We start from the raw sequence: 18478 nt of genomic DNA, 5'->3' as shown, positions 1-18478 counted from the left end.
TTACGCGAAGGTCAAGCGACCGCGGAACCCCTGACGTCGCATCAGCGAGGCGCCATGCGGATGGCGCCGTCGAGGCGAACGTCCTCGGCGTTGAAGTAGCCGGTCTCGAGCATGCACATCGCCAGGGCCGCATACTCGTCGGGGTCGCCCAGCCGCGGGGGATGGGGGACCGAGGCCGAGAGCGCCGCCTTCACGTTGTCGGGCGCGCCCTGCAACAGCGGCGTGTTGAAGATGCCCGGCAGGATCGTGTTGATGCGGATCCCCTCGGAGGCGAAGTCGCGCGCGATCGGCAGGGTCATCGCCACGATCGCGCCCTTCGAGGCGGAGTAGGCGACCTGGCCCATCTGCCCGTCCTCGGCCGCGACCGAGGCCGTCATCACCATCGCGCCCCGGTCGCCGCAGTCGAGCTTTTCCAGCTCCAGCATCCCCGCGGCCGAACCCACGATGCAGCGGAAGGTGCCGATCTGGTTGACCTCGATGATCTTCTTGTAGGCGTCGATCGGGAACTTGCGGATCTCGCCCGTCTTGCGGTCCCGGCCCACGGTCTTGATCGCGTTGCCGATGCCCGCGCAGTTGACCAGGATCCGCTCCTGCCCGATGGCGGAGCGGGCCTTGGCGAAGCCCTCGTCGACCGAGGAATCCGAGGTCACGTCGACATGCACGAAGACGCCGCCCAGCTCCTTGGCCAGCGCCTCGCCCTTCTCGGCGTTGAGGTCGAACAGCGCCACCTTGGCGCCCTTGGCGGCCAGCCGCTTGGCGGTCGCGGCGCCCAGGCCCGACGCGCCGCCGGTGACGACGGCGGAAAGTCCGTTCACATCCATGATTACACAGCCTCGATAATGGTCACGTTGGCGACGCCGCCGCCTTCGCACATGGTCTGCAGGCCCCACTTCTTGCCGCGCGCATGCAGCGCGTGGACGAGCGTCGCCATCAGCTTGGTGCCAGAGGCGCCCAGCGGGTGCCCCAGGGCGATCGCGCCGCCGTTCACGTTCAGCTTCGCGTGGTCCGCGCCCACATGCTTCAGCCAGGCGAGCGGCACCGGCGCGAAGGCCTCGTTGACCTCGTAGAGGTCGATGTCGTCGATCTTCATCCCCGCCCGCTTCAGCGCGCGGTCGGTGGCGTAGAGCGGCTCCTCGAGCATGATCACCGGGTCGCCGGCGGTCACGGTCAGGTTGTGGATCCGCGCCAGCGGCTTCAGCCCATGCTGCTTGACCGCCTCGGCCGAGGCGATCAGCACGCCCGAAGACCCGTCGCAGATCTGGGAGGCGTTGCCCGCCGTGATCACGCCGCCCTCGACCAGCGTCTTCAGGCCGCCCAGACCCTCCATCGAGGCGTCCAGACGCACGCCCTCGTCCTGGGTGTGCATGCCGCCCTCGATCTCCAGCGGCACGATCTCGTCGTTGAAGGCGCCGGCCTGGATGGCGGCGGCGGCGCGCTTGTGGGACTCGAGCGAGAAGGCGTCGAGCTGCTCACGCGTGAAGCCGTGCTTCTGGGCGATCATCTCGGCGCCGGCGAACTGCGTGAAGGCGATGTCGGGATACTTCTTGTCCAGCCCCGGCGACTTGGCCGAGCCCGGCTCGAACGAGCGGCTGAACCGGCCCGAGGAGCCCATGGGCACGCGGGTCATGCTCTCGACGCCCGCGGCGATCACCAGGTCCATGGTGCCCGACATCACGGCCTGCGCCGCGAACTGGATCGCCTGCTGGGACGAGCCGCACTGGCGGTCGATGGACACGGCCGGCACATGCTCGGGCAGCTTGGAGGCCAGCACGGCGTTGCGGCCGATGTGCAGGCCCTGCTCGCCGACCATGCCGACGCAGCCCATGATCACGTCCTCGATGGCCGCGGGATCGACGCCCGAGCGGTCGACGACCGCGTTCAGCGACTGGGCGGCGAGGTCGACAGGGTGCCAGTCGGCGACCTTGCCGCCGCGGCGGCCTCCGGCGGTGCGCACGGCGGCGCAGATGTAGGCTTCAGCCATGATCACTCCTCCTTCGTCTTTTCGACGTATGGGTTGGGGCGGCGGTCAGCCGCCGAATTTCGCGGCGCGCTTCTCGAGGAAGGCCGAGACGCCCTCCTTGAAATCGGCCGAACGCCCGGCGTCGCGCTGGTGGTCGCGCTCGGCCTGCAGCACCTCGGCGAAGGAGCCGTCGGCCGCGAGCCAGGCCTGCTTGCGGATCAGGCGCAGCGAGGGCTGGGGGCCCCTGGCCAGCCGCTGGGCCAGTTCCATCGCGGTCTCGTCGATCTTGTCGTCCTCGACCACGCGGTTGACGAGCCCCCAGTCGAGGGCCTTTTCGGCCGGGATCTTCTCGGCCAGCAGCATCATCTCCATCGCCCGCGCCCGGCCCGCGGCCCGGGTCAGCAGCCAGGTGGCGCCGCCGTCGGGCACGAGACCGATGCGTGCGAAGGCGAGCATGAAGTAGGCCGACTTGCCGGCCACGATCATGTCCGCCGACAGCGAGATCGACGAGCCGACGCCCGCCGCCGCCCCGCGCACCGCCGAGACGATGGGCACGGCCGAGTCGCGGATCGCCATCATCAGCGGGTTGAAGTGCTTCTCCAGCGCCCCGCCCGCGTCGGCGTTGGGGTCGCCCGGCTCCACGGTGCCGCCCGAGAGGTTGGCGCCCGAGCAGAACGCCCGCTCGCCGGAAGCGAGCAGGATCGCGCGGGAGCTTCCCGCGGCCGCCTCGATCGCCTCCTTGAACTCGGTCGCGAGGTCGGAGGTGATGGCGTTCATCGTCTTGGGGTCGTTGAGGCGGATGACGGCGACATCGCCGTCCTTCTCCACCAGCAGCTTGTCGGACATGGGGGTCTCCGGTCAGTCAGGGCGCGGGCGATCGCGCGGGCCGCCAAGGGCCCGCGCGCATCGCCTCAGCGATACTCGGGCGTTTCCCAGAACGGGTAGTAGTCGGGCATGTCCGTCGAGACCTTGTCGGGGAACTGCGGGGCGCGCTTCTCGAGGAAGCTCTGCACGCCTTCCTTGACGTCGGCCGACATCCCGCGCGCGGCGATGCCCCGGCTGTCGACGCGGTGGGCCATCATCGGGTGCGGCTCGCCCAGCATCTTCCACATCATGTTGCGCGCCAGCGCGACGGCGACGGGGGAAGTGTTCTCCGACATCTCCTTGGCCAGCGAGCGGGCCGCGGGGATCAGGTCGTCGGGCTCATGGACCGAGCGGGCGTAGCCGGTGGCGAGCGCCTCGTCGGCGTCGAAGATCCGGCCTGTCGTGGTCCACTCCACCGCGCGCGAGATGCCCACGACGCGGGGCAGGAACCACGACGAGCAGGCCTCGGGGACGATGCCGCGCTTGGGGAACACGAAGCCGACGCGGGCCTTGGTCGAGACCATGCGAACGTCCATCGGCAGCTGCATGGTGGCGCCGATGCCGACCGCGGGTCCGTTGATCGCGCCGATCACCGGCTTTAGGCTGTCGAAGATGCGCAGGGTGACCTGGCCGCCGCCGTCGCGGAGTTCCTCGGCCGAGTAGTCGTTGGTCCCGTCGGGGTTCTTCTTGATGAAGTCGCCGGTGGTGAAGACCTTGCCGCCGTCGCCCTTGCCGCGCTCCAGGTCCGCGCCGGCGCAGAAGCCGCGGCCCTCGCCGGTGACGATCACCGCGCGCACCCGGTCGTCGGCGTCCGAGACGTCGAAGGCCGCGATCATCTCGTCCATCATGTCGCGGGTGAAGGCGTTCAGCTTGTCGGGCCGGTTGAGGGTGATCGTGAAGATCCCCTCGTCCAGCGTCGTGTAGATCGTCGAGTAGTCCTTGCGCTCCGCCATGGTGCGTCTCCTCCGGGGTTCTTTTTTGGTGGCCGGGGGCGCCGGTTCACGCGCCCCCGGAGGCGGGGGCCCTCAATTGACCTGTCGGTCCTGGCCTTCCCAGTAGGGTGCGCGAAGCTCTCGTTTCAGGAGCTTGCCGGAGGCGTTGCGGGGCATCGCCTGGATCACGTCGACCGACTTGGGGCACTTGAAGTGGGCGAGCCGCCCGCGCACGAAGTTGATCACGTCGACGGGGTCGAGGGTCTGGCCCTCCTTCACCGTGACCACGGCCTTCACCGCCTCGCCCCACTTCTCGTCCGGCACGCCGATCACGGCGGCCTCGGAGATGGCGGGATGGGCGTAGAGGGCGCTCTCGACCTCGGCGGGATAGACGTTCTCGCCGCCCGAGACGATCATGTCCTTGATGCGGTCGTGGATGTAGAGATAGCCGTCCGCGTCCATGTAGCCCGCGTCGCCCGAGCGGACCCAGCCCTGCGCGTCCTTGGTCTTCGCCGTCGCCTCGGGGTTGTTGTAGTAGCCGGCCATGTTGTTGCCCGACAGGATCGCGATCTCGCCGATCTCGCCCAGCGGCAGCTCGGTCCCGTCGGGGTCCACGATCTTGATCTGCGAGCCCGGCAGCGCCTTGCCGGCGGAGGCGAGGCGCTTGGGGTCGCGGGCGCGGTGATCCTCGGGCGGCAGGAGGGAGATCGTGCCGGTCGTCTCGGTCATCCCGTAGCACTGGCAGAAGTCGCAGCCGAAGACGGTCAGGCATTCTTCCAGCAGCGGCACGGGCATCGGCGCCGCGCCATATGCGATGTTCTTGACGTGGGAGAAATCGGCCGCCTGCGCCTGGGGCGTGCGCACGATGAACTGCAGCGCCGCGGGCACCAGGAAGGCGTGGGAGACGCCGCGGTTGATGAACAGGTCCAGCGCCTCGAGGGGGTTGAACTCCCGCGTGATGATCGCCTTGGCGCAGTTGGCGTAGCTGAGGCACCACACCCCGATGCCGCCGATATGGGCGAAGGGCATGCACACCAGCATGATCGCGTCATCATCCATGGTGTCGTAGTTCATGCCCGCCGCGGACATCAGCGTGCGCTGGCCCAGCAGGTTGTGATGGCTCAGCATCACGCCCTTGGGCAGGCCGGTGGTGCCGGAGGTGAACAGCACCAGGCAGACGTCGTCGGGCTCTCCGAGGTCGCCCTTGAACTCGGCGTCCTGGCCGTCGCGCCAGTCGAAATAGGAGGGGTGTTTCTCCGACCCGCCCTCGGCCGCGATGATGGTCAGATCCTTGGGGAGCTGGTCGCGGATCTCCTCGACGGCGGACAGGAACTCGGGGCCCACGGCCAGCACGTCGGGGACGTAGCGCTCGAGGATCTGGGCGATCTCGGCCGGCGCCAGGCGCCAGTTCAGCGGGCCGAAGAAGCCGCCGGCCTTGGCCGTGCCGATGAACAGCTCGAAGGCCACGTCGGAATTCTTGCCCCAGTAGGCGACGTTCCGGCCGCCCAGCGCCTGCAGCCCGTTGGCCACCTGGTCGGTGTAGCGGTCGAACTGGGCGAAGGTGGTGATCCGGCCCTCGAACTCGTGGACCATCACGTCGGGGCGGCGCTTGGCGTTCGAGCGGGCGAGCGTGCCCATCGTCTTCAGCGCGGCGGGGTCGATCATTCGGTGCATCCTCCCTGAGCGGGCGCGCGGCCTTGCGCCGGCCGCGTCGCCCCCGTTGTCCTGTCGGCCCGGCGGTCTTGACGCCGCCGGGGCCGGCCCGCCGTCAGATCGAGCGGGACACCAGCTCCTTCATGATCTCCGAGGTGCCGCCGTAGATGCGCTGCACGCGGGCGTCGCGCCACAGGCGGGCGATCGGATATTCGTTCATGTAGCCGGCGCCGCCATGGAGCTGGAGGCAGGCGTCCACCATCTCCCACTGCATCTCGGTGTGCCAGAGCTTGGCGGCCGAGGCCTCGTAGGCGTCGAGCTTGCCCTCGACGTGGCGGGCCAGCGCCCAGTCCACATGCGCCCAGCCGACCTGCAGCTTGGACTTCAGGCTCGCCAGCGTGAAGCGGGTGTTCTGGAAGTCGAAGATCGGCTGCTTGAAGGCGGTGCGCTCCTTGGTGAACTTCACCGCCTCGTCGAAGGCGCGCTGCGCGCCGGCCTGGGCGGCCAGCGCGATCGACAGACGCTCCTGGGGCAGCTGGTTCATCAGGTAGGCGAAGCCCTTGCCCTCTTCGCCCAGACAGTTGGTGATCGGGACGCGCACGTCCTGGAAGAACAGCTCGGAGGTGTCGGCGGAGTGCTGGCCGATCTTGTCGAGGTTGCGCCCGCGGGTGAAGCCGTCGCGGTCGGCCTCGACCAGGATCAGCGAGATGCCCTTGGCGCCCTGCGTCGGGTCGGTCTTGGCCACGACCACGATCACGTCGGCGTTCTGGCCGTTGGTGATGTAGGTCTTCTGGCCGCTGACGACGTAGTGGTTGCCGTCCTTCTTGGCCGTCGTCTTGACGCCCTGGAGGTCGGAGCCGGTGCCCGGCTCGGTCATCGCGATGGCGCTGATCGCCTCGCCGGTGACGAACCTGGGCAGCCACTTCTTCTTCTGCTCTTCCGAGCCGTAGGCGACCAGGTAGTCGGCCACGATGTCGGACTGGAGCGTGAAGCCGGCCGAGGAGCCGAGGTAGGCGAGCTCTTCGGCGACGACGGCGTTGTAGCGGTAATCGAGGCCCATCCCGCCGTATTCTTCGGGGACGGTGGGACAGAGCATCCCGGCCTCGCCGGCGGCGAGCCAGACCGAGCGGTCGACGACGCCGCTCTGTTCGAATTCGTCCAGGCGCGGGGTGAGGTGGCGGTCGAAGACCTTGCGCACCGCATCCCGGAACAGCCCGTGCTCCTCGTCGTAAACGCTGCGGTCCATGGCGTCGAGCATATGATCCTCCCGATGGCGTTCAATCGGCCTTGGCGGTATTAACTAGTCGATTAAACCGGGACGGTAAAGCGGCAAGCGCGGCGCCGCAAGCCACGTGGCGGCGCCCGCCAGGGCGGGCGCCGGGACGGGCGGAACGGGCGTCCGGGTCAGATTTCGGCCGGGTTTGCGGACGGGCTCAGCGCTTGGCGAGCAGCCCGTCCATGATCAGCGTGATGGTGGTGTCGACATAGGCCCGGCGCAGCTCGTCGTCGATCTCGTCGATGCCGTGGACGTACTTCAGGACGAATCGCGCCGAGAAGATCTGGTCCGCCGAGCCGATGGCGATGAAGTAGAACAGGCGCGCGTCGATCGGCTTGAATTCGCCCGCCGCCACCCCTTCGGAGATCATCGTCTGGTAGGCGCGGGAGATCGGCGAGAGGTATTTCTCGGCGATGTCGCGCGCGGTTTCGGCGTTTTCGTCGCGCATCGTCTTGATCAGCAGCCGCTGCAGGTAGGGGCAGCGGAAATACATGCGCACCAGGCCCGACAGGTGATAGCGCATCTTCTTGGACGGGCTCATGTCCATGTTGACCAGCGCCGAGAGCTGGGTGATCGAGGCGCCGAGGTCCCGCTCCAGCAGGGCCAGCATCAGCCCGTTCTTGTTGCCGAAATAGTACTTCACCAGCGCCGAGTTCACGCCCGCCTCGGCCGCGATCTCGCTGATCGGCACGTTGAGCGTGTCGCGCTTGCGCATCAGTTCGCTGGCCGCGGTCAGCAGCAGGTCGCGCGTCGACATCCGCCCCTCTACGGCCACGGCGGCCGACTCGCTCTTCATCGTCAAGTTAAACTGTCCCTGCGTTCATGGCGCTGACCTTAATCGGGGAGCGAAGCGTTGTCACGCGACGCTCGCCGTCCGGCCGGCCGGTCATGCGCGGCGACCGTGTTGCGCCGCACCCATGGCGCCGCGGCGCGGTGGGGAGTAATCTCCCGCCCGCCGGCCCGACGCCGGCGCCCGCCCACGACCCGCCAGAGGAGACGCCGTGTCCGAGCCGAGCCCCCAACCCGTTCCCGGCCGCCAGCTGGTCGAGGAGCTGATCGACCTGCTCGACGTCGAGCGCCTGGAGATGAACCTGTTCCGCGGGCATGTCGCCGAGGCCGACGAGGATCACGTGCGCATCTACGGCGGCCACGTCATCGCCCAGGCGCTGCGCGCGGCCTACAAGACGGTCGAGGGCATGGCCTGCCATTCGATCCACGCCTATTTCATCCATCCCGGCGACCCGGCGATCCCGGTGATCTACGAGGTCGACCGCGCCCGCGACGGCCGCAGCTTCGCCACCCGCCGGGTGATCGCGATCCAGCACGGCCGGCAGATCTTCAACCTCGCCGCCTCGTTCCAGCGGCCCGAGGAGAGCTGGTCGCACCAGCACGAGATGCCCGACACGCCCGGCCCCGACAGCGGCCTGCGCTCGCGCCACGAGATCCGCGAGGAGATCCGGCGCAAGACCGGCAAGTTCGACCCGCTGGGGCCGACCCACATCTACGCGATCGAGATGCGCGAGGTGGAGCCCCAGGACCTGCTCGAGCCCAAGCAGCTGTCGGATTTCAACCGCCTGTGGATGAAGCTCCAGGCGCCCGCGAACCAGCCGCCCGAGGTGCACCAGTGCCTGCTGGCCTATGCGTCGGACATGAACCTGCTCAGCTCCGGCACCCGTCGGCACGGCATCTCCTGGCGGCGGGGCGACGCGATGCAGGCCTCGCTGGACCACGCGATGTGGTTCCACAAGCCGGTCAGCTTTGACGACTGGCTGCTCTATTCGATGGACAGCCCCTTCTCCGGCGGCGCCCGCAGCTTCAACCGCGGGCAGGTGTTCACGCAGGCCGGCGAGCTGGTCTGCTCGGTCGCGCAGGAAGGGCTGATGCGGCCGATGAAGAAGAAGGGCTGAAACCGCCTGACGAAACGGCAAAGGGCGGCCCCGGGGGCCGCCCTTTTCGTTTGCGCCCTGCCCGGCCTCAGCGCCCCCTGATCCGCGGATCGAGCGCATCGCGCAACCCGTCGCCGATGTAGTTCACCGACAGCACCGTCAGCGAGATCGCGAGGCCGGGCCAGATCACCCGGTCGGGCGTCAGCGTCATGAAGTTCGCGCCGTCGTAGAGCAGCCGCCCCCAGGTCGGGAAGTCCGAGGGGAAGCCGAGGCCCAGGAACGACAGCGCGCTCTCGGTGATGATGGCGTTGGCGACGCCGAGCGTGGCCGAGACCATGATCGGGCTCAGCACGTTGGGCAGGATGTGGCGCAGGATGATGCGCCGCGAGGGCGTGCCGATGGACTTGGCGGCCAGCACGAACTCCCGCTCCTTCAGGGCCAGCACGTCGCCGCGCACGATGCGCGCGGTCTGCATCCAGGAGGTGATGCCGATCACGAAGACGATCAGGATGAAGATGCCGCTCTCCGGCCCGAAGGCCGAGCGCAGCACGTCGCGGAACAGCATGATGATGACCAGCAGCAGCGGCAGCAGCGGCAGGGCCAGGAACAGGTCGGTGAAACGCATCAAGGGCCCGTCGAGCCGCCGGAAATAGCCCGACAGCACCCCGATCAGCGTGCCCACCAGCAGCGACAACAGCATCGCGGTCACGCCCACGGCGAGCGACACCTGCCCCCCCGCGATGATCTGGGCCAGCATGTCCCGTCCGAGGTTGTCGGTCCCCAGCGGATGCTCCCAGCTCATCAGCTGGTTCTTGGCGCGGATGTCGAGCTTCTGGGGGTCCACGTCGTGCAGGAACGCCCCCAGCGTGAACAGCAGGATGATGAACAGGAACACCGCCATCCCCGCCAGCGCCCCGCGGTGAGAGGCGAACTGGCGCCACACGTCCGACCATTGCGAGCGGTGGCGCGGCATCTCGGGCGCGGCGACGAGAGCGGGGCCGCCCGCGGGGGTGGCGCCGCCGGCGGGGATCGGCTGGTCAGTCATAGCGGATCCTCGGGTCCAGGATGCCGTAGAGCAGGTCGGCGATCAGGTTGAACAGCACGATCAGCACCGCGAAGATGAAGGTCAGGGTCTGGACGGTGGGAATGTCGCCGCCCTCGATGGCGCCGATCAGCAGCTGGCCGAGGCCGTTCACCTTGAAGATCTGTTCGGTGATGATCGCCCCCCCGAAGACCTGCGGCAGGTTCAGCGCCAGCACCGTCACCACCGGGATCAACGAGTTGCGCATCACGTGCACCAGCACCACCACCCGCTCGGTCATGCCCTTGGCGCGGGCGGTGCGCACATAGTCCTGCCCGAGATTGTCGAGCATGGAGGCCCGCATGAAGCGGCTGATCTGGGAGGCGTTGTAGAGCCCCAGCACCATGGTCGGCATGATCATCTGCTTGATCTGGTAGACGAAGCTGTCCCAGTCCGTGACCCGGTGCGTGGTGTCGTAGATCGAGGGGAACCACTCGAGGTTCACCGAGAAGATCACGATGAACAAGAGCCCCGTGAAGAAGGTCGGGATCGAGAAGCCGACCATCGAAAACAGCGTGCCGAACTGGTCGAACCACGAATACTGCCGATAGGCCGAGATCACCCCGATGGGGATCGCGATCAGCGCGCCGATCACATAGGACATGCCCACCACCCACAGGGTCTGCGGCATGCGCTGGGCGATCAGGTCCACGACGGGCGAGCGGGTCTGCCAGGACAGGACGCGCAACCGGTCGCCGTCGCCGAAACTCCAGCCGGTCCATTGCTCGATCAGGTTCAGGGGCTCGTTGACGAAGAACTGGATCAGCCATTTCCAGTAGCGCACCGCGAAGGGCTCGCCGAGGCCGAGGCTCATGCGGATCTTCTCGCGCACCTCGGGCGGGATGGTCAGCGGCAGCTGCGCCGTCGGATCCGAGGGGGCGAGGTCGAGGATCGCGAAGATGATGAAGCTGATCGCCAGAAGCGCGGGAACCGCGAAAGCGAGCCGTCTCAGGGTGTAGGTCAGCATGGGCGTCTCTGGGGGTCAGCCTGCGCGGCGTGGCGGAGCGGCGGGGCGCCGGCTCCGGTCTCGGGACGCGCGGCCGAAGGGCCTGGGCGCGGAGGCAGGCCGCCCCCCGCGCACGGGGGGCGGAAGGGCGAGGGGGGCGCGCAGACGCCCCCCGGCCCGCGGGTCACTCCGACCGGGTCCAGTCGGCGATGTTCCACAGCTCGGAGTCCCACTCGTTCATCTTCACCCCGTCCAGGGTGACCGCGTGGGCCGAGACGCCGCCGCGGTGGATCAGCGGGATGATCGCGCCGGAGTTCATCAGCATGTCGTTCATCTTGATCGCCATCTCGGCGCGCTTCTCGAGCTCCGCCGTCTCGCTCATCTCGGCCACCAGCGCGTCATACTCCTCCGAGCAGTAGCGGGGCATGTTGGCGCCCAGCCAGTTGGTCTTCGGCGACGGGATCTCCGAGCAGCGCCAGGAGGCCATGTAGGCTTCCGGGTCGGTGCCGTCGAAGTTGTTGGTGTACATCTCGATGTCGGCGTAGAACTTCTGGAACGTGTCCGGGCTGGACGGGTCGCCCCCGAAGAACACCGAGGCCGAGACGTTGCGCAGCTCGGTCTCGACGCCGATCTCCTGCCACATCTGCTTGATCAGCGCCTGGGTGCCCTGACGGACCGAGTTGGTCGAGGTCTGGAACAGGATCGACAGGCGAACGCCGTCCTTCTCGCGCACCCCGTCCGAGCCCATCTCGTAACCCGCCTCGTCGAGCAGGCGGTTGGCCTCCTCGACGTCGGGCGTCTTGCACCAGTCGTTGTTGGTGGAGTTGTAGACCTCGGGCGCCGGCAGCACGTTGCAGGTCACCTGCCCCGCGGCGCCGTAGCCGGCCTCGACCAGGATCTCGCGGTCGATGGCAAGGCTCAGCGCCTTGGTCACCGCGGGATCGGTCAGGAACGGATGCGCGCCGCCCTCGGCGGTGGAGCGCTGGTCGCCCAGGTCGGGGTTGGGATCGGTGAAGTTGGTGTGCAGACGCTCGACCGAGGTGCCGAAGGCCGAGACCACCGTGCCCTTGCCGGCCGCGGCCATCTGGGTGAGGATCTCGGGCTCCACCTGCAGGTTCCAGGCGTAGTCGAACTCCCCCGTCTCGAGGACCGAGCGCGCGGCGGCGGCGGCGTCCCCGCCCCCCTTGAACACCACCGAGGAGAACGCCGGCTTGTCGGCCTCGCGGTAGTGGGGGTTGGGCTCGAACACCACCACGTCGTTGGGCTTGAACTCCGAGACGACGTAGGGGCCGGTGCCGTGGGGGCCGAAGTTGGCGTCGGTGCACTCGGGGGCCTTGGCGCCCATGCAGTCGGCGAACTGGGCCTTCTGGATGATCGGCGACTGGGCGCCGACGAAGGGGCCGTAGGGGAAGGGCTTGGCGACCGAGAAGGTGACCTTGACGGTCAGCGGGTCGACCACCTCGACCGACTCGACGTCGGTGAAGGCCGCGACCTGCTGGCAGCCGCCCGATTCATCCATACAGTAGGCGGCGGTGAAGGCCACGTCCTCGGCGGTGAAGTCCGAGCCGTCGGACCACTTGATGCCGTCTTTCAGCTTCCAGGTGATCGACTTGAGGTCCTCGGACACCCCGCCGTTCTCCAGCGTGGGGATCTCGTCGACCAGCCAGGGGACCATGGTCCCAGTCTCGTCGTAGCGGGCCAGCGGCTCGAGCACGAGGGACGAGCCCTCGACGTCCTTGGTGCCGCCCGAGAGGAACGGGTTCAGGATCGACACGGCCTGCCAGTAGATGATGTTGAGCTGGCCGTCGGCGCCGCGCTCGGCTTGGGCGGGGGCCGCGCCGGCCAGCAACGCCGTGGCGCAGGCGCCCGCAAGCAACTTGTGCATCGGTTTCATGGTCTCTTCCTTCTCTCCCTGTTGATGGAAGCGGCCCGGATTGTTCCCGGTATCCGCTCGGAAGCTCGGGTCATTCCGAAAGGTGGCAGGCGGCGAAGTGGCCGTCCGACAGCTTGCGGAAGGCAGGCGTCTCGACCGCGCAACGGTCGAAGGCGTAGGGGCAGCGCGTGCGGAAGCGGCAGCCAGAGGGCGGGTTCGCCGGGCTGGGCACGTCGCCGGTCAGGATGATCCGCTGTCGGCTGGCCTCGCGCCGGGGGTCCGGCTCGGGCACGGCCGAGAGCAGGGCCTGCGTGTAGGGGTGTTTGGGCATGGCGTAGAGCTTTTCGCGCGGGGCGAGCTCGACCATCCGGCCGAGATACATGACCGCCACCCGGGTCGCCATGTGGCGCACCATCGACAGGTCATGGGAGATGAACAGGTAGGTCAGCCCGAGGCGCTGCTGCAGCTCCTCGAGCAGGTTGACCACCTGCGCCTGGATCGAGACGTCGAGCGCCGCGATCGGCTCGTCGCAGACGATGAACTCGGGGTCCAGCGCCAGCGCCCGGGCGATGCCGATGCGCTGGCGCTGACCGCCCGAGAACTCGTGCGGGTAGCGGTTGGCGAAACTGCGGCGCAGGCCGACCTGGTCCATCAGCTCGTAGACGCGGGCGTCGAGCTGCTTGCGGGTCAGCGAGAGATGCTCGGTCAGCGGCTCGGAGATGATGCCGGCGACGTTCATCCGCGGGTTGAGGCTCGCCTGCGGGTCCTGGAAGATCATCTGCATCTTCCGGCGCCGGGCGCGCAGGGCCTCGCCCTCGATATGGGTGATGTCCTCGCCGCCCAGGATCACCCGGCCGGCGGTGATCGGGGTCAGGCGCAGGACGGCGCGGCCGGTGGTGGACTTGCCGCAGCCGGATTCGCCGACCAGGCCCAGCGTCTCGCCCTTGCGGACGTCGAAGTCGACCTCGTCGACCGCCTGCACCGCGCCGACCTGGCGGCGCAGCAGGCCCTTGTGGATCGGGAAGTGGACCGAGAGGTTCTGGACCCGCAGCAGCGGCGCATCCTCGGCCGCGGCGGGGACGGGGGCGCGAAGGGCGGCGGCGTCGGTCATGCCGGGGCCTCCGTCTGCGGCGAGGCGCCGGCCTCGGGCGGGGTCCACCAGCAGGCGGCGCGATGGCCGGGGGCGCCGCGGGGTTCCAGTTGCGGATCGGCCGCGAGGCATTTGTCGAAGGCGTGCGGGCAGCGCGGCGCGAAGGAGCAGGACGAGGGCCGGGCCATCAGCACCGGCGGCTGGCCGGTGATGGTGCGCAGACGCTCGGGGCGGTCGCCCTCGAGGTGGGGCATCGTCTCGAGCAGGGCGCGGGTATAGGGGTGCTGGGGGTTCTCGAATATCTCGAGAACGGGGCCCTCCTCGACGATGCGGCCCGCGTACATCACCGCCACGCGGTCGGCGATGCCCGCGATCACGCCGAGGTCGTGGGTGATCCACACGATCGCCGCGCCGAGGCGCTGGCGCAGGTCTTTCACCAGCTCGATGATCTGCGCCTGAATGGTGACGTCGAGCGCGGTGGTCGGCTCGTCGGCGATGACCACGCCGGGCTCGCAGGCGAGCGCAATGGCGATCATCACCCGCTGGCGCATGCCGCCCGAGAACTGGTGGGGATAGTCGTTCAGCCGCGCCTCGGGGGAGGGGATGCCGACCATGGCCAGCAGCTCGGCCGCGCGCCTGCGGGCCTCGGGCTTGCTGAGCTTCAGGTGCTTGCGCAGCGGCTCCATGATCTGGAAGCCCACCGTGAACACCGGGTTCAGCGAGGTCATCGGGTCCTGGAAGACAAAGCCGATCTCGCCGCCGCGCAGGGCCCGCAGGGCCTTGGGCGTCATCGCGTCGACGTCCCGGCCGCGGAAGCGCACCGCGCCCCCGGTGCGCCGCGCGGGGGGGCTGGGCAGCAGCTGCAGCGCGCTCATCATGGTGACGGACTTGCCCGAGCCGCTCTCGCCCACCACCCCCAGCAGCTCGCCGGGGCGGAGGTGGAAGGACACGCCGTTCACCGCATGCACCGCGCCGTCGCGCGTGTCGAAGACGGTCTCGAGGCCCTCGACCTCGAGCACGGGCGCGTCGTCCGCGCCTTCCGTCTGGCGGGCGGTCGCAGGGGCGCCGTCAGCCAAGGGCATCCCGTCCCGCCGCAAGGGCGTCGGCCGTTCGCATGGTGTTCTTTTCCCTGTCGGACCCATTGTTTTTCGGGTTCTGCGCGAGTCAGAGAATACCAATACGGGTGGCGCCGCAACGCAAAAACGCCCGGGCGCGCGGATTATCGATAATCCTCGGAAGTCCCTGCGTCAGATCCCTGCCGGCGGTCGGCTGGGCGGCCGCCCGTCTTGCGGGCGCGCTTGACCGCGCCGCGGGGCGCGGCGCAGGCTGGCGGCGTCGTCCCCTTGAGGAGCCCCCCGGATGCCCGTCACCTACACCCCGCGCGAGATGCTGGAGAAGCTGGTCGGCTTCGACACCGTCAGCGCCAAGTCGAACCTGGAGCTGGTGCATTTCGCGAAGGACTACCTCGAGGGTCACGGCGCGCGGGTGCACCTGATGCCCGACGAGACCGGCGAAAAGGCGGCCCTGCTCGCCAACATCGGCCCCGAGGTCCCCGGCGGCATGGTCCTGTCGGGCCACACCGACGTGGTGCCGGTCGAGGGCCAGGCCTGGAGCACGGATCCCTTCCAGGTGGTCGAGCGGGACGGCAAGCTTTTCGGCCGCGGGACCTGCGACATGAAGGGGTTCGACGCGCTGGCGCTGTGCGCGGCGGCCGACGCGGCCAGGGCGGGGATCAAGCGCCCCCTGCAGATCGCCTTCTCCTTCGATGAGGAGCTGGGCTGTCGCGGCGCGCCGCCCCTGGTCGCCGAAATGCAGAAGGTTCTGCCCCCGGCTTCGGCCGTGATCGTGGGGGAGCCGACCTCGATGGGCGTGGTCTCGACCCACAAGGGCGGGGCGGGGTTCACCACGTTCGTGACCGGGTTCGAGATCCATTCCTCGCAGGTCCACAAGGGCGTCTCGGCGGTGATGACCGCGGCCCGGCTGGTGACCTGGCTCGAGGACCGCATGGCCGAGAACCGGGCGAGGGCCGAGGCCGCCCCCTACCCCGAGGCCGAGGGGTTCGAGCCGCCCTGGACCACCCTGCACGTGGGCATCTTCCACGGCGGCACGGCGGGCAACATCACCGCCAAGGACGCCTGGTTCACCACCGACATCCGCGTGGTCCCGCCCGAGGTCCCCGCCGACTGGGCCCGCCGCTATCAGGAGGAATGCGCGCGCCTCGAGGCGGAGCTGCGCCGGATCCGCCCCGAGGCCCGCATCGACCCCCAGCCCCGCATCCCCGTCCCCCCCTGCCGGCGCGAGGAGAACGGCGAGGCCGAGCGCGTCGCCCGGATCCTGACCGGCGACAACGCCGAACGCGCGGTCGCCTACGGCACCGAGGCCGGCTTCTTCCAGGAGGGCGGCTACTCGACCATCGTCTGTGGGCCGGGCGACATCGCCCAGGCCCACCAGCCCGACGAATTCCTCGAAGTCGACCAGCTCGACAAGGGCGAGGCGTTCATGAAGCGGCTGGTGGCGATGCTGGCGGCTTGAGGGGGGGCGACTGGCGCTGCGCGAGCGTGGGGGAGCGGACTGCAGGCGCCCTGCGGGCGGGCTTGGCTGTCGGGCGCCCGGGGGCTGGCGTCGCGTCCGAATTCCGGCGGGGGGAGCCTCCGGCGGGCTCCTGACTCACCCAAGAACAAGCCCCGCGCCTGTTCTCCGGAGCCGTCTCTCGCGTCTGATGCCTGAGCGACTCGCCCGCAGGGGTCAAGGACAAGCCGGCTGCGCCGGTCGCTTCGCGATCCCTGACCCCTCCGGCCGAGTCGCTCTGATCGGCATCCGCGAGAGACGGCTCCGGAGAACAGGCGCTTGCCGCGGCAGGTCGGGCGCGGGCGCCTAGCCCTCGAAGCCCCAGGCGTAGGCGAGGCCGAGGCCGAACAGGAGCTGGTCGGCCTCGCCCCGGCGCGAGACGATCGGACCGTCGGCGGCGTCGCCGACGAGGCGGCTGTAGACGACCCCCGCGCCGAGGTGCCAGCGCGGCGACAGGCTCTGGAGCATGCCGACGCCCACGCGCACGTCGCGGCCGGGGCCGCCGGCCTCGAAGATCGGCAGGCCGCTGGCGGCGGACCCTGCGGCCGAAACGGAGAAGAACCGCTCGGCATAGGCGTCGTTGACCAGCGTCGCCGAGACCAGCGCCATCGCGGCGCCGCCGGGCCAGGGCAGCGGCTGGACGGCGCGCGCAAACAGGTTCAGCGCCGCCGCGCCGTCGCCCTGGGTCACGTCGAAGGTCAGGTCCGCGCCGAGGTTCAGCCGCCGCACCGGATTGGCCGCGTCGACGAACTGGTAGCCGAGGTTCGCGCCAATCTCGAGCGAATCGTCGACCTCGGGGAGCCGCGCCACCACCGGGTCGTCGACGTCCGAGCGGCCGAAGCGGTAGACGACCGCGGGCCCGAAGCGCCAGCCGCTGCGGTCGAACCGCTCCTCGAGCAGGTTGAGCGCGGCATAGTTGCCCATCACGTTCAGCCGGCCGAGCGGGGTCCCGATGCTCGCCGCCGGCGCCCCGCCGAGGAAATAGTCGTCCGAGCCGAGCCAGGTGGGCGCGAAGCCCACGCCCACGGCCACCGCGTTGGGCAGGTGGTCGAGCGGGATCGGGATCGGGAAATCGCCGCCCGCGAGCGCGGGCGAGGCCCAGCCGGCCGACAGCAGAAGCAGGGCGCGCGCGCCCGCGCGAAGACGGGCGGCGGCGCGCGCCCGGGCGCTCGAATGGGCGAAGGTCATCTCACGCGCCTCCCGGCAACTGACTCTGCCGCGAGGCTAGCGGCTGGGCGCGGGCGCGTCCACGGCCCGCGCCCAGCCGCCAGCGTCGCGGCGGCGCTCGATCGCGCCCTCTTGGCGCCGGGCGGGCGCATCGGGGATCATGCGCCTGCGCGCCCACGCGACCCCGGCGCGCCTCGCCGATGCGGAGCCCATGACCGACGACATCCCAAGCACGCCCGGCGACCCCGCCGCTCCGCCCGGCGAAACCGATGCGCCGCGACGCGCGCGCGCCCGCCCGGCCGGCCGTTCCGCGGCGCGCCTGGCGGCCTACGCCTACAAGAAGGAGCTGGTGCTCAAGACCGCGGCCTCGCTGTTCTTCCGCAACGGCTACACGGGCACCAAGGTCTCCGACATCGCCGACGCGCTGGGGGTGACGCCGCCGTTCATCTACTATCACTTCGCCTCGAAGCTGGAGCTGCTGACCGCGATCTGCGCGCAGACCTCGGTGATGTCGGCGGACCTGGCCGAGTCGGCCCTCGCCCCGACCGACGACGACGTCCTGACCCGCTTCCGCAGCTTCGTGCGCGAGATGTCCCTGCGGGTGATCGAGGAGCGCGAGTTCCTCTCGATCCTGTTCGTCGAGGGCAAGCACCTGCCTCCCGAGATCTACGAGCGTCTGCGCGCCGACCGCCAGCGCTTCGCCCGCGCCCTGCACGAGCTGCTCGAGGAAGGCCGCCGGGCCGGGGTGTTCCGCTACGAGGACGCCTCGATCGCCAACCAGACCGTCACCGGCATGGTCACCTGGCCGTTCAACTGGTTCCACCCCGACGGCCCCGAGAGCCCCGAGGTCGTGGCCTCGCGGCTCGAGACGCTGGTGCTGGCGGCCCTGGGGGTGCCGTTCGAGGTCGCCTCGGGGGCCTGGGGCGGGCCCTCTCGCCCGCCGGCCGGACCGGCGCCCAACGAGACGCTTGACGACTCGGCGCAGGAAAATATGCTCGCGGCCAGCAAAACCTAATCGCGACTATATCTGTTGCGAGAGAGAACGACGGAGCATGCGCAGCCCACGGGGCGCGACGGCCCCGCGCCCAGGGAGGAAACCGCGACGTGACCGTCGACCCCGCCGCGCCGCGCGGCGCCCTTTCACGATATCCGATCGGCCGGCAGGTCGTGACGCGCGCGACG

Annotated in this window: 16 protein-coding genes; 3 read left to right on the top strand and 13 right to left on the bottom strand. The window is 69.6% G+C overall.

The window, feature by feature from the left end; all coding sequences use genetic code 11:
• Positions 1–41: 41 nt before the first annotated feature.
• The 7 genes from AAC134_RS03125 to AAC134_RS03095 all read right to left on the bottom strand — a co-directional run bounded on the left by AAC134_RS03125 (position 42) and on the right by AAC134_RS03095 (position 7481).
• Positions 42–821, bottom strand: coding sequence for an SDR family NAD(P)-dependent oxidoreductase (locus AAC134_RS03125; RefSeq protein WP_339947587.1), 780 nt, complete (start codon positions 819–821; stop codon positions 42–44).
• 2 nt (positions 822–823) lie between these two features.
• Positions 824–1981 carry an acetyl-CoA C-acetyltransferase gene (locus AAC134_RS03120; protein ID WP_339947586.1) on the bottom strand — a complete coding sequence of 386 codons (1158 nt, stop codon included), beginning with the start codon at positions 1979–1981 and terminating at the stop codon, positions 824–826.
• A 45-nt stretch (positions 1982–2026) separates the two neighbouring features.
• Positions 2027–2806: an enoyl-CoA hydratase-related protein gene (locus AAC134_RS03115; protein WP_339947585.1), complete on the bottom strand. Its 780-nt coding sequence runs from the start codon at positions 2804–2806 to the stop codon at positions 2027–2029.
• A 65-nt stretch (positions 2807–2871) separates the two neighbouring features.
• Positions 2872–3777 (bottom strand): crotonase/enoyl-CoA hydratase family protein, encoded by a 906-nt coding sequence (locus AAC134_RS03110; protein ID WP_339947584.1) that lies wholly within the window; start codon positions 3775–3777, stop codon positions 2872–2874.
• Positions 3778–3849: 72 nt separating this feature from the next.
• A complete protein-coding gene (locus AAC134_RS03105) occupies positions 3850–5421 on the bottom strand; it encodes a long-chain-fatty-acid--CoA ligase (protein WP_339947583.1) in 1572 nt (523 codons plus the stop codon).
• A 103-nt stretch (positions 5422–5524) separates the two neighbouring features.
• Positions 5525–6667 carry an acyl-CoA dehydrogenase family protein gene (locus AAC134_RS03100; protein ID WP_339947582.1) on the bottom strand — a complete coding sequence of 381 codons (1143 nt, stop codon included), beginning with the start codon at positions 6665–6667 and terminating at the stop codon, positions 5525–5527.
• Between the two features lie 175 nt (positions 6668–6842).
• Complete coding sequence (locus AAC134_RS03095; protein WP_339947696.1) at positions 6843–7481, bottom strand: TetR family transcriptional regulator; 639 nt, start codon at positions 7479–7481, stop codon at positions 6843–6845.
• A gap of 205 nt (positions 7482–7686) precedes the next feature.
• Between AAC134_RS03095 and AAC134_RS03090 the strand changes: the two genes are divergently transcribed.
• Positions 7687–8592, top strand: a complete 906-nt coding sequence (locus tag AAC134_RS03090; RefSeq protein ID WP_339947581.1) for an acyl-CoA thioesterase II — start codon at positions 7687–7689, stop codon at positions 8590–8592.
• 67 nt (positions 8593–8659) lie between these two features.
• Here the strand turns inward: AAC134_RS03090 and AAC134_RS03085 are convergent, their stop codons facing one another.
• From AAC134_RS03085 to AAC134_RS03065, 5 genes are all read right to left on the bottom strand, one after another.
• The gene (locus AAC134_RS03085; protein WP_339947695.1) at positions 8660–9544 is read right to left on the bottom strand and encodes an ABC transporter permease; all 885 of its coding nucleotides are present in this window, start codon (positions 9542–9544) and stop codon (positions 8660–8662) included.
• A gap of 64 nt (positions 9545–9608) precedes the next feature.
• On the bottom strand, positions 9609–10619 hold the full coding sequence (locus AAC134_RS03080) for an ABC transporter permease (RefSeq protein WP_339947580.1): 1011 nt from the start codon (positions 10617–10619) through the stop codon (positions 9609–9611).
• 163 nt (positions 10620–10782) lie between these two features.
• Positions 10783–12492 carry a peptide ABC transporter substrate-binding protein gene (locus AAC134_RS03075; protein ID WP_339947579.1) on the bottom strand — a complete coding sequence of 570 codons (1710 nt, stop codon included), beginning with the start codon at positions 12490–12492 and terminating at the stop codon, positions 10783–10785.
• A 70-nt stretch (positions 12493–12562) separates the two neighbouring features.
• Entirely contained in the window at positions 12563–13582 is a 1020-nt protein-coding gene (locus AAC134_RS03070; RefSeq protein ID WP_339947578.1) for an oligopeptide/dipeptide ABC transporter ATP-binding protein, read from the bottom strand.
• On the bottom strand, positions 13579–14637 hold the full coding sequence (locus AAC134_RS03065; protein ID WP_339947577.1) for an ABC transporter ATP-binding protein: 1059 nt from the start codon (positions 14635–14637) through the stop codon (positions 13579–13581). The genes AAC134_RS03070 and AAC134_RS03065 overlap by 4 nt, the downstream gene beginning before the upstream one ends.
• 283 nt (positions 14638–14920) lie before the next feature.
• Between AAC134_RS03065 and argE the strand changes: the two genes are divergently transcribed.
• Complete coding sequence (gene argE, locus AAC134_RS03060; RefSeq protein WP_339947576.1) at positions 14921–16093, top strand: acetylornithine deacetylase; 1173 nt, start codon at positions 14921–14923, stop codon at positions 16091–16093.
• A 342-nt stretch (positions 16094–16435) separates the two neighbouring features.
• Here argE and AAC134_RS03055 read toward each other — a convergent pair whose 3' ends face one another.
• A complete protein-coding gene (locus tag AAC134_RS03055) occupies positions 16436–17317 on the bottom strand; it encodes a MipA/OmpV family protein (RefSeq protein WP_339947575.1) in 882 nt (293 codons plus the stop codon).
• A 190-nt stretch (positions 17318–17507) separates the two neighbouring features.
• Between AAC134_RS03055 and AAC134_RS03050 the strand changes: the two genes are divergently transcribed.
• The gene (locus tag AAC134_RS03050) at positions 17508–18311 is read left to right on the top strand and encodes a TetR/AcrR family transcriptional regulator (RefSeq protein ID WP_339947574.1); all 804 of its coding nucleotides are present in this window, start codon (positions 17508–17510) and stop codon (positions 18309–18311) included.
• Positions 18312–18478: the final 167 nt, after the last annotated feature.

The sequence above is a fragment of the uncultured Albimonas sp. genome (assembly GCF_963977235.1).
Classification (GTDB): Bacteria; Pseudomonadota; Alphaproteobacteria; order Rhodobacterales; family Rhodobacteraceae; genus Albimonas.
This window is presented reverse-complemented; position numbering and strand designations above follow the sequence as displayed.